The organism is Phormidesmis priestleyi BC1401, from assembly GCF_001650195.1.
In the GTDB taxonomy this organism is placed as follows: domain Bacteria; phylum Cyanobacteriota; class Cyanobacteriia; order Leptolyngbyales; family Leptolyngbyaceae; genus Phormidesmis_A; species Phormidesmis_A priestleyi_B.
In genome coordinates, this window is sequence record NZ_LXYR01000049.1 from 26,989 (window position 1) to 36,854 (window position 9,866).

Sequence of the window (9,866 nt, forward strand, 5' to 3'; positions counted from 1 at the left end):
AGGGTAGAGGGTGAACGTTTAAGATGCCACTCTTCACTCTTCACTCTTCACTCTTTATTCCTCTTTTGTATGGCAACCCTGATTCATCCGACGGCAGTTATTCATTCTGGTGCTCAACTTCATCCAACGGTGCAGGTAGGGGCGTATGCGGTGATTGGGGATAATGTAACGATCGGCGCAGGCAGTCTTGTGGGTCATCATGTGGTGCTAGAAGGGCATACCGAAATTGGCGATCGCAATCACATCTTCCCCGGTGCGGTGATTGGGCTAGAGCCGCAGGATTTGAAATATGACGGAGCGGTCAGCCTGGTAAAGATTGGTGACGATAATCAAATTCGAGAGTTTGTAACCATTCATCGCGCCACGTTTGCGGGCGAAGTCACGTCGATCGGCAATAACAATATGCTGATGGCAAATGTCCACGTTGGGCACAATTGCTCGATTGAAGATCAGGTGATTATCTCAAATGCAGTGGCGTTGGCGGGTCACGTTCACATTGAGTCACGGGCGCGATTGAGCGGTGTGCTGGGCGTTCATCAGTTTGTGCATATTGGGCGACACGCAATGGTGGGCGGCATGGCGCGTATCGATCGCGATGTGCCGCCTTATATGACGGTTGAGGGCAATCCTTCAAGAGTGCGAGCGCTGAACTTGATTGGGTTGCAGCGATCGGGCTTGGCAGATGAGCATCAAGGGCAGACAATGCAGTTGTTAAAGAAAGCGTTTCGGTTGATTTACCGCTCAGGCTTGACGCTGAATGACGCGATCGAACAGCTAGAATTACTGCCTGAAAACCTGCACTTGCAGCACCTCCATCAATTTATTCGTCAGTCTCTCATGCCCGGAAGACGAGGGCTGACACCGGGGAGAAGGATCAAGGATGAAGGATAACTCGCTTCAGGGCACACGGCGCTTTCGGGTTTTTATCAGCACCGGAGAAGTGTCAGGTGATCTTCAGGGAGCGTTGCTGATCAAGGCATTGCAGCGACGCGCAGCAGATTTGGGCATTGAGTTAGAAATTTTGGCGCTGGGCGGCGATCGTATGGAGGAAGCCGGAGCAAAACTGCTCGGACACACCAGCGCGATCGGCTCGATGGGATTGGTCGAATCGTTGCCCTATGTGCTACCGACGCTCAAAGTTCAGCGACAGGCAAAGCAATATCTTAGACAACATCCGCCCGATGTCGTGGTGTTGATTGACTACATGACTCCTAATGTGGCGTTTTGTAGTTATTTTCCCAAGCATTTGCCCCACGTGCCTGTTGTATATTTCATTGCGCCTCAAGAGTGGGTGTGGTCAACGAGTTCGTTCAACACCGATCGCATCATTGCAGCGACCCGCAAAATTTTGGCGATTTTTCAAGAAGAAGCGAACTATTTCAAACGTAAAGGTGGAGAAGTTGTTTGGGTAGGGCATCCCTTGGTCGATCGAGTGCAGGCGGCTCCGAGTCGAGCCGAGGCGAGATTTTCACTAGGAATTCCGACTGACCAGACAGCGATCGTGCTATTGCCAGCATCTCGCCAGCAAGAGTTAAAGTATTTAATGCCTGTGATCTTTGAAGCGGCGCAGCAAATTCAGGCAAAACTTCCCAACGTGCATTTCTGGGTTCCGTTAGCGTTAGAAAAATATCGGTGGGAGATCGAGCAAGCGATCGCAGACTATGGATTGCGGGCAACTTTGTTAGACAGTAACAAAGGACAAACGACTCTACAAGCGATCGCTGCGGCAGATTTAGCCATCACAAAATCGGGAACGGTGAATCTTGAAATGGCGCTGCTAGACGTTCCGCAAGTGGTGCTTTATCGCGTCAATCGGTTCACCGCTTGGGTGGCGCGAAAGATTCTCAAGTTTTCAATTCCCTTTATGTCGCCGCCCAACCTGGTGGAAATGAAGGGCATCGTCCCCGAATTTTTGCAAGACGAGGCGACCGTCGAGAATATTACGCAAGAAGCGATCGCGCTATTGCAGCCCGATCGTCGTCAAAAAATGCTGGCAGACTATCAAGAAATGCGTCGCGCTGTCGGGGAAGTCGGCGTGTGCGATCGGGCGGCTCACGAGATTTTAGACTTGCTGGACTACGATCGATCATAAGCAGCCTCTAATCTCACTGTTTTAGTGCGATCGAATAAAACGGCGACTGGCGCAAACAGCTAGCCCGATGAGATTGCGAAGTCTAGCGAGTGAGGTCGCTGCTTTTTTCACTTCGTCGAGCAATCACCGCGATCGGTCCGCCTCCAGGTCGTCCCTGGTGTTCACTGCCACCAGACACATAGATCATTGGGTCTTGAATCACCGCAGCAATCACTGCTCCAACCACCGCTCTTGCCATTCGAGTGTGACTAATATCTGAGTCATCGAGCATGGTGTGACGGCAGCCTAGCACCCTGCCTGTCGGGTCTGCTTCCGCCTTCGCAAACACATTCACAACTTGTTCGCGCGGCTGTCCGGTCGCCTGAATAGCTGCGTGAATCGCTTCAATATCTAACGCATGGTGCATCACGCTATGACCGATGACAAATGCACTGGTTGAGTCAGCATTGCCTAACACTAAGATTTCGCAGTTCTTCAGTTCCGACCCTGCTGAGGTGGAAGCAACGCTAGAGTACAGGTCATACCGTTGACAAATATCACTCGATTGAATTTGCTCCAAAGATACTTCCCCCAGCGCTACGGCAACACCCAATGCAGATGCACCCCGCGAAAACGCCATTGAGGTGTAGCTATCTTGCTTCTCGGTTTGTTCTGTTGCTGTGACCAAAGGACACTTAATTTGAACAAAGTGAACATCTTTTGGAGTGAGTTTTGCATCCTCGATCGCCGTTTGCACTCCTGCGGCGACGACTTTCACCATGGTCAGCGTCCCGATTTCTTCGGGCAAAAAGTCTCGCGTGTGATGTCTGCCCAGAACCAATCCTTTGTGCGTCGGCTCAGTCAGTGGTGACTCTTCGCGAGTAAAGATCGTCAAGTGTGGACTGAGTACTCCTTCTGTACCCCCTGACATGATGTAGATGATTTTCTGACTTTGCTCTGAGCCGATCTGTTGAGTGAGATAATTTTTCAAGCTCTGCACTGCAAATCCTCTAGTAAAGTCGTTGACACAGCCATTTCCTTCCGTTTTTCCTAATATGGCTGCAATTGTCATAGGGTTCAGTTTTTGAGTTTGAATCAACTCATCGAGAGCACTCACATCATCAGGAGAGCGTTGTGAGATTTTAAAGACATTCACTTTCATCGGAGAGCCTACGATCGCTTTGCAGAATTGTAGAGAAAAAGCAGGGCAAATTCCAGAAAATTGGCTTTAGAGGTCAAGCCATTTGTCTGGTTCAAAGTCCCCCGATTTTGATGAGTCACTGCGTTGGGCGGGCTTCCCGACTTAAGCACAGTAGCTGACTAGAGGATTTGTTATCACTTGTGCCGCAGTTAAACGAGGCAGTTCAATCGATATAGATTAGTGCGGATTGCAAGTTCTCCCAAATAGGCTAGAGCATTCAGATCATTCGATCCAAGATTAGCTCTAATCTTTTGCCTTACTTCACAACATAGCGATCGAGGTCACGAATCTGAGGATCAGAGAACTGCGTCAAAACCTTCCACAGAACTGTGTAGCTGCCATCGGCACGACGGCTGACCGGGCGGAAGGCAAACAGCAAATCACTGCTGGGCGTGTTGAGCAAATCTTTAAGAAGGAAGCGTTCACGCGGCAGCAGCGATCGTCCTGATGTGATGATTTCAGGCACTTTGAACTGAATCGATCGCACTAAATAAGTGCGGTTCAGCGCGGCGGTGGCTTGACTTAGATTCAAATTGCTGACTTTCCCAGTAATAAAGCGGCGACGATCGGCTTGAATGGCTTCTAGCTCTAACGGCGGACGGTAGTTATAGAATAATTGCAGTGCGTCTGATAGGTTTGGCAACGCTTCAACAGAAGGCGGAACGAGCGTCTCGATCGCCACCTCTCCTAGATCAGTCATAAACCCATAGTCTAAATCGGTCTGCACGATCTGAAAGCTATCTCCCTCAATCTGAATCGCTAACCGAGGTGACAACCCGTTCGATCGCTGCATCAAAATCGCGAAAGGAAGCTGTTCGGCAACCGTTGGGGCTAATCGATTTTCTAAGGTTCTGGATGCAGTGCGATACGCTTCGATCGACAACAGCCGAGTGATCCCAGTATGAGGCTGTGACAGAAACGACGTGTAAAGCTGCGACTCTTGAGGATATAAATTATAGGGAGTTTGCTGACTCTGCATGACTTGCGTGGGCACTGCAAACCGAACCGCCACCGGAAAAGCAGACCGAACTTGAACCAGGCGATCTCGGCTCGATCGCACAATCGCCAAGATATCATCGGGTGGCTGAATCGCAGACAAGACTGGATTTGTTATCTCGATCGGGCTTCTCAAAGACGAATCGAGGGCTAAACGGCTCCGACTTGGGTCAGACAAGGGACGCGCAGGATCTGCCGCTACCATGCCCGATCGTCGATCAAGTTGCGCTCTCAAAGGCTGCAAGTCACGAGCAGACGAATACAACGCGCAATAAACCTGAGCTTCTTCTAAACTAACAGCATCGGTTCCGGCAACGCTTCCGGCTCCACTGTTGGCAGGGTTTGAAGCACACAAAACCTCTGGCGCAGGATAACTGCTTTTAAGAAAGCGATCGACCGCAGAAGTCTGTAAGAAAATTTGCCCTCTCACTGCACGTAGCCGATTGGGATCTGAGCTAGAGAGCGATCGTTCGATTCGATTTAACAAGACCAGATGATTTTGAGCTAGTTTTTGAGCCTCGATCCAATAATCACGACCGGGATCAACCGCCGGAGCCGTAGAGTTGGTGCTGGCTGACGCGATCGATTGACCTACCAGCGAACCCAAGCAAGAAATCACTACCACACACACAAAGAGACGACGCATTTCAGAAAAACCTTTGCTTACAGCCACAAGGGAGCCATGAACGAATAATGCCCATTTGAAGGGAAAGTCACACGATGTTGAAAGTTTACTCTTCGCTGCATTCTTTGGCGTTAAGCTTGTTGAATCGAAACGATCCGATCATCTTCACATTAGCTATGAGTCAAGATAGAACCCAAGTTTGCTCGGTCTGTGGGGTCAAAATTATTAAATTAGTAGGGGACGATCGGGTGATCTTTTCAACCGGGGCAGTCTCTACGCGATTAACGCTTTGGGAGCGCGTCTGTCGTCATACCCAAAAGCCAGGTTGTATTAACCAGAATTACAGTACCACCGAGCAGATTTAAGCGAGTGATCGCGATCAACTCCATCCCAAACCCTTCCCACGTTAGACTCTAGGCAGCCCCGCGATCGGCGTTGCAGCCCCTCAGGAATCTTCTCCCGCTATGTATACCTATGCGTTCTTTCACTCTTCGACCCCGCCGCTGAACGTGTTGGCAGGCATCGCGGGAGAGGTGCAGGTTGTAGAAAATGGTCAACTGTCTGCGCTGGTAGAACCGGACTTAGAGATCGAGGTTTTGCAGACGGATGATAGCCAACTCGTGCAGGCGGTGTTGACTCACGATCGGATGATTTGCGAGTTATTTTGGCAAACCACGATTTTCCCACTGCGCTTTGGCACCTGTTTTGTCTCGCAAGAGAGCCTTCTCGAACACTTAGGCACTCATCAAGACTCTTATTTAGCTAAACTTGCGCGATTAGACGGCAAGGCAGAATATCGGCTCAAGCTGACTCCGTGTGAGTTGCCCGTTTCGGCTCCTCCTGACGTGAAAGGGAAACAGTATTCTCTCGCCAAAAAGCAGCAATATCAAGACCCACAATTCCTGCAAGAGCAGCAGTCGCAGTTAGCGCAAGTGTTTGCCTCAATCTCTAAGATCTATGATGATTATCATATAACTGAAGTAAAGGAGGGCGTTGAGAAGCTTTATCTGTTGGTCGATCGTCAGCAAGAAACGCAGCTTTATCAACACCTACAAGAGTGGCAAAATCAGTCGTCTCACTGGGAACTAATGTTAGGTGAAGCCCTCCCTCCTTATCACTTTGTCTAATATTTGACTGCATCATTTCAGCGTTTGTTTAATGCCAGCCACAGACTTAAAACGATGAGTCCGATGAGGACAATCCAGACTAAATTTTGTCTCAACCAGGCTTTGCTGAGAAAGCTATTGCCGTAGCTAACGGAGCGATTCGCGATCGGAGCCACCCGATCGCTATACAACGTGCATTCTCTTGCGTCAGGTCGCTTGGGATAAGTGCACGAATCATCGGCATCATAAATGCAGGTTTTGCACAACGGCTCAATTCCCGTCGCGCGATAGAGCGGAATGCCGGGATGACCGTGCGCTTTGAGCGTTGTGCGGCAATAAGGACACACGATCGCTTGAGCGTCAACCGATTGATGACAAAGAGGACAGTCGGGCATCAATTACAGCAGATTCTAAAGGTATGTTCTGATGCTAACTTACACGATGGGCAAGTAATTTGCCCTCCTCACGCAGTGGGGCGAAGCCCTCCCAACCCTTCTCCCCAAGGAGAAGGGCTTTCGGACATTTCTGGTTCCCTCTCCTGCGGGAGAAGGCTGGGGTGAGGGCAGTCTTGGCGAGTATTTCAGGAAAGTCGCACATCGCGTTAAGTTAACAAACTGTAGACAAGTAGTTTCTATGCTTAAGCAGGTCGCTGCATAAACTTGCGGACTTGATATTCGCCCTCTTCGACAAAGGGAAACGACTGACCCATTGCTTGAGTAAACTGCCGATCGGTCTCCTCTAATGTCTCGGCAGGAATCGATTTCCACCCGTCTTGACTTTCCCAATGAATCACCATTACGATTTCCGTTGGGTCTTGAGGATTGATCCAAACTTCCTTTCCGGCAAACCCTGAATAATTAGAGAGCAGTGGAGTCCAAATTTCGTCATCTTTCTGGATGTATTGCTCCCGCAACTCTGGCGGAACCTTCACTTTGAGCCATTCGATTAGCATCAGATCATCCGTCTATCGCAACGTTTAAGACGTTATCAGAGAAATCCTCAAAAATCTGGAACTTTCTGCCCTTGGGCGTAGATTTTGTCAGAGAATGCAGTCAAAGTATTTTGAGGTACGGACTTTGCGACTGTGAATGCTCTTGCAATTTGACAGAATATAAACAGAAGCGAAGAAGTTTGAATTCCCTACAAAATGTCTAGCGATTAGAACCCCATTTTGTCGATCGTTCAACGGGCTTTTGCGGCACCCGACATAGGAAACCAGTATGGATAGCAATAATTGGATTACACAGCTTTTGATGGTTGGCATCGGCACGACTTCTATCGTGGCAGAAAAATTCAAAGAGGTGAGTGACCAACTCGTTCAGGATGGCAAACTCAACCCCGACCAGGCAAAAGGGTTTGTCGATGACCTGATGGCGCAACTCAAGCAGGGCAACTTTGAAGCTCAGATGCAGCGTCAGATTCGCAACGTTATGCAAGACTTGGGAGTGCCCCGCCAATCTGAAATGGACGAACTGCGCGGACGGCTCGATCGACTAGAGCGACAGGTGCGCGACCTAGAAAATAAGCTCTGGAATGGACCGAAGTAGTTCAGAGTGAGAAGATAAAGACATACACGTCAGGAGGTCTGATTTTGAGAGAGATTTTAGTCAGCTTCGGGGTCATGGTGGTGTGCTGCGTGCTGTTGATTGTGGCGCAGGTTACGACTCGCAGTAGCGCGATCGCAGGCGAGATGCCGACGACAGAATCGGCTACTATCACCGAAGTGAATTCCCAAGCTCTGGTTGCTGAAACGCCCAAACCTGCTACCCAAACGATAGAGGAGCGTAATACTATGATGTCAATGCCTGAACGCACCAGGGTGACCGAATCGGGTCTGCAATATGTGGATGATGTCGAAGGAACAGGCGGTTCTCCTAAAAAGGGTCAAACAGTGACGGTGCACTATACGGGCACGCTGACCGACGGAACGAAGTTTGATAGCTCGCGCGATCGGGGTCAGCCCTTTGAGTTCAAAATTGGCGTGGGTCAAGTGATCAAAGGCTGGGATGAAGGCGTAGGCACCATGAAGGTCGGCGGTCGTCGTCAACTCACCATTCCTCCTGACTTAGGCTATGGCGCACGCGGAATTGGTCCCATTCCTCCTAACTCGACGCTGCTGTTTGATGTGGAATTGCTGAAAGTCAGCTAATTCTCTTTAATGATTGATTTGAAATCCGCGATCGCTCTCGATTCGCGGATTTTTTATTAAAGCTTTCCGCTATGGCTCAAACGCAACCAAACTATCGACATCGCTGCGATCGTGGATTGCACTATCTCGTACAAACGAACCGAAAACACCGCAACGACTCACCCCAAAACGGTGTAGATCCTGTTGATATTCCTGAAGAAGAGACAGGACTTGAGCTTTCGTTTGTACAGGTATCATTTGCATGGGTTAACTGCTTAGTGACGAGTCTATCACAGCCTTACAGATAGCTTTGAAGCGGCAATCCGATCGAGGCATGAGTAAGCTAACGTCTTGATTGAGCGGCAGCAGATTGCCTTGAACAACAAACGAAAAGACTCTCAACTGTCTGCTCCAATTGGATTGTTAGACCGTGTTTGAGAGGGATGCAGGCAGAGATGTTATTCTGACTTCACCGTTTGGTCTTCCTTCCATTTCTAACTTGTAGTCTTCCAGCAACCCCATTCCAATCAGTGAATTTGTTTCTGCTGCGTTGATTTCAACCTCCCTCATCTTTCCATCCCAAATCACAACACCGACAAACATCTCGAAATATTGAAGACTGCCGTCTCCTAAAATCACCCTTTGAAATCCTCTCAACGTGAATCCCAGTTGATCAATAATATTTCTAGGTAAGGTTAGATCTCCTGTAAATCCTGTATCAATGATTGCTCTGACACTCTTCAACTGTTTACTGTCACCCACGATCGCAACCTGAATGATTGCTTCTCGATTCGCGTTCACGTATCCTGAGATCATTGTGATCAGCCCGCCTCAAAGTATCCGATTTGATGAACGGCAAGATAACCAATGCGGACAAACCAAATTTGAGCATCGGGATGATGAGCCAGCAAAAGATCGGATGCGATTATGCTGTTTTTACCAACCTCAAAGGCTCCGGTTTCAATATCGATCGCGACAATTCTCCCATGATTGCCTTCCTCGACTTGAGGGCGCACCTGAGATTCATAGATCTCATCGCCACGTCGAGCAAACTCTTCTTTGCTGTAGCGGGGTTGTCGAACTGTCATAGGCTTGCCCTTGTTTCAATCTTCGCCTTCTCATTTTAATCTAGGAGATTGCACCCACGGTCACAGTTCCAACTGAGATCGAGTTTTTGGACAGTGCTGTGGGAGAAAGAGTGCTGGGTCGACGAAAGGAAACCCAGCCTACGGCGATCGTGGATCGCACTATCGCGTACAAACGAACCGAAGACACCGTAACGACTCACCCCAAAACGGCGTAGATCCTGTTGATATTCCTGAAGAAGAGACAGGACTTGAGCTTTCGTTTGTACAGGCATCATTTGCATGGGTTAATTGCTTAGTGACGAGCCTATCACAGCCTTACAGATAGCTTTAAAGCAGCAATCCGATCGAGGCATGAGTCAGCTAACGGTTCTGGTCAGCGGTTGCCAGAGTCTTTGCCTCTACCCAAGCGGCTCCAGTCAATCCGCTGCACCAGAATTGTTAGGCTGTATCCTCAATCTCAATGCTGTAAATGTCAGTGCTGCCCTCAAAGTGATAAATATCAATTTCACAAAGGAGATCTTGAATTTGTTTATCTTCACTGGAAAAGCCTGATGTATAGAGCCTATTTGGGATCTTGGCTAAAGAGCTAGAATCAGAAATAAATGCCTTATTCGAGCAGCCTCACCGACGCAGAGTGGGAAATCATCAAGC

General features: G+C 49.0%; 13 protein-coding genes. 7 read left to right on the plus strand and 6 right to left on the minus strand.

What is annotated here, in order from left to right; all coding sequences use genetic code 11:
- The first annotated feature begins 69 nt into the window (after window positions 1-69).
- The gene (lpxA, locus tag A8707_RS20245; RefSeq protein ID WP_068819016.1) at window positions 70-891 is read left to right on the plus strand and encodes an acyl-ACP--UDP-N-acetylglucosamine O-acyltransferase; all 822 of its coding nucleotides are present in this window, start codon (window positions 70-72) and stop codon (window positions 889-891) included.
- On the plus strand, window positions 881-2,092 hold the full coding sequence (gene lpxB, locus A8707_RS20250; protein ID WP_068819017.1) for a lipid-A-disaccharide synthase: 1,212 nt from the start codon (window positions 881-883) through the stop codon (window positions 2,090-2,092). Before lpxA ends, lpxB begins: the two co-directional genes overlap by 11 nt.
- A gap of 82 nt (window positions 2,093-2,174) precedes the next feature.
- Here the strand turns inward: lpxB and atzD are convergent, their stop codons facing one another.
- Both atzD and A8707_RS20260 read right to left on the minus strand, forming a co-directional pair.
- A complete protein-coding gene (atzD, locus tag A8707_RS20255) occupies window positions 2,175-3,233 on the minus strand; it encodes a cyanuric acid amidohydrolase (RefSeq protein WP_068819018.1) in 1,059 nt (352 codons plus the stop codon).
- Window positions 3,234-3,528: 295 nt separating this feature from the next.
- Window positions 3,529-4,941 carry a hypothetical protein gene (locus A8707_RS20260; RefSeq protein ID WP_068819019.1) on the minus strand — a complete coding sequence of 471 codons (1,413 nt, stop codon included), beginning with the start codon at window positions 4,939-4,941 and terminating at the stop codon, window positions 3,529-3,531.
- Window positions 4,942-5,069: 128 nt separating this feature from the next.
- On the opposite strand from A8707_RS20260, the gene nblD reads away from it, so the two are divergent.
- Window positions 5,070-5,258 (plus strand): NblD family protein, encoded by a 189-nt coding sequence (gene nblD / locus A8707_RS20265; RefSeq protein WP_068819031.1) that lies wholly within the window; start codon window positions 5,070-5,072, stop codon window positions 5,256-5,258.
- Window positions 5,259-5,357: 99 nt separating this feature from the next.
- Window positions 5,358-6,020 (plus strand): GvpL/GvpF family gas vesicle protein, encoded by a 663-nt coding sequence (locus tag A8707_RS20270; protein ID WP_068819020.1) that lies wholly within the window; start codon window positions 5,358-5,360, stop codon window positions 6,018-6,020.
- A gap of 17 nt (window positions 6,021-6,037) precedes the next feature.
- On the opposite strand, the gene A8707_RS20275 is transcribed toward A8707_RS20270, so the two are convergent.
- On the minus strand, window positions 6,038-6,394 hold the full coding sequence (locus A8707_RS20275; RefSeq protein WP_068819021.1) for a zinc ribbon domain-containing protein: 357 nt from the start codon (window positions 6,392-6,394) through the stop codon (window positions 6,038-6,040).
- Window positions 6,395-6,636: 242 nt separating this feature from the next.
- Window positions 6,637-6,951 carry a TIGR03792 family protein gene (locus A8707_RS20280; RefSeq protein WP_068819022.1) on the minus strand — a complete coding sequence of 105 codons (315 nt, stop codon included), beginning with the start codon at window positions 6,949-6,951 and terminating at the stop codon, window positions 6,637-6,639.
- A 268-nt stretch (window positions 6,952-7,219) separates the two neighbouring features.
- On the opposite strand from A8707_RS20280, the gene A8707_RS20285 reads away from it, so the two are divergent.
- From A8707_RS20285 to A8707_RS28460, 3 genes are all read left to right on the plus strand, one after another.
- Window positions 7,220-7,546 (plus strand): phasin family protein, encoded by a 327-nt coding sequence (locus tag A8707_RS20285; protein ID WP_068819023.1) that lies wholly within the window; start codon window positions 7,220-7,222, stop codon window positions 7,544-7,546.
- A 44-nt stretch (window positions 7,547-7,590) separates the two neighbouring features.
- Window positions 7,591-8,148 (plus strand): FKBP-type peptidyl-prolyl cis-trans isomerase, encoded by a 558-nt coding sequence (locus A8707_RS20290; protein WP_068819024.1) that lies wholly within the window; start codon window positions 7,591-7,593, stop codon window positions 8,146-8,148.
- 71 nt (window positions 8,149-8,219) lie between these two features.
- The gene (locus A8707_RS28460) at window positions 8,220-8,435 is read left to right on the plus strand and encodes a hypothetical protein (RefSeq protein WP_156518766.1); all 216 of its coding nucleotides are present in this window, start codon (window positions 8,220-8,222) and stop codon (window positions 8,433-8,435) included.
- 115 nt (window positions 8,436-8,550) lie between these two features.
- Here the strand turns inward: A8707_RS28460 and A8707_RS20295 are convergent, their stop codons facing one another.
- Together A8707_RS20295 and A8707_RS20300 are read right to left on the minus strand one after the other, a co-directional pair.
- Window positions 8,551-8,889: a clan AA aspartic protease gene (locus tag A8707_RS20295; RefSeq protein WP_197484929.1), complete on the minus strand. Its 339-nt coding sequence runs from the start codon at window positions 8,887-8,889 to the stop codon at window positions 8,551-8,553.
- Window positions 8,890-8,948: 59 nt separating this feature from the next.
- Complete coding sequence (locus A8707_RS20300; protein ID WP_068819026.1) at window positions 8,949-9,215, minus strand: hypothetical protein; 267 nt, start codon at window positions 9,213-9,215, stop codon at window positions 8,949-8,951.
- Window positions 9,216-9,866 lie beyond the last annotated feature (651 nt).

Bases quoted from the DNA above. Each gene is read 5' to 3' on its own strand.
- lpxA (WP_068819016.1), top strand. From the start codon at position 70: ATGGCAACCCTGATTCATCCGACGGCAGTTATTCATTCTGGTGCTCAA.
- lpxB (WP_068819017.1), top strand. From the start codon at position 881: ATGAAGGATAACTCGCTTCAGGGCACACGGCGCTTTCGGGTTTTTATC.
- atzD (WP_068819018.1), bottom strand. From the start codon at position 3,233: ATGAAAGTGAATGTCTTTAAAATCTCACAACGCTCTCCTGATGATGTG.
- nblD (WP_068819031.1), top strand. From the start codon at position 5,070: ATGAGTCAAGATAGAACCCAAGTTTGCTCGGTCTGTGGGGTCAAAATT.
- A8707_RS20270 (WP_068819020.1), top strand. From the start codon at position 5,358: ATGTATACCTATGCGTTCTTTCACTCTTCGACCCCGCCGCTGAACGTG.
- A8707_RS20275 (WP_068819021.1), bottom strand. From the start codon at position 6,394: ATGCCCGACTGTCCTCTTTGTCATCAATCGGTTGACGCTCAAGCGATC.
- A8707_RS20280 (WP_068819022.1), bottom strand. From the start codon at position 6,951: ATGCTAATCGAATGGCTCAAAGTGAAGGTTCCGCCAGAGTTGCGGGAG.
- A8707_RS20285 (WP_068819023.1), top strand. From the start codon at position 7,220: ATGGATAGCAATAATTGGATTACACAGCTTTTGATGGTTGGCATCGGC.
- A8707_RS28460 (WP_156518766.1), top strand. From the start codon at position 8,220: ATGGCTCAAACGCAACCAAACTATCGACATCGCTGCGATCGTGGATTG.
- A8707_RS20300 (WP_068819026.1), bottom strand. From the start codon at position 9,215: ATGACAGTTCGACAACCCCGCTACAGCAAAGAAGAGTTTGCTCGACGT.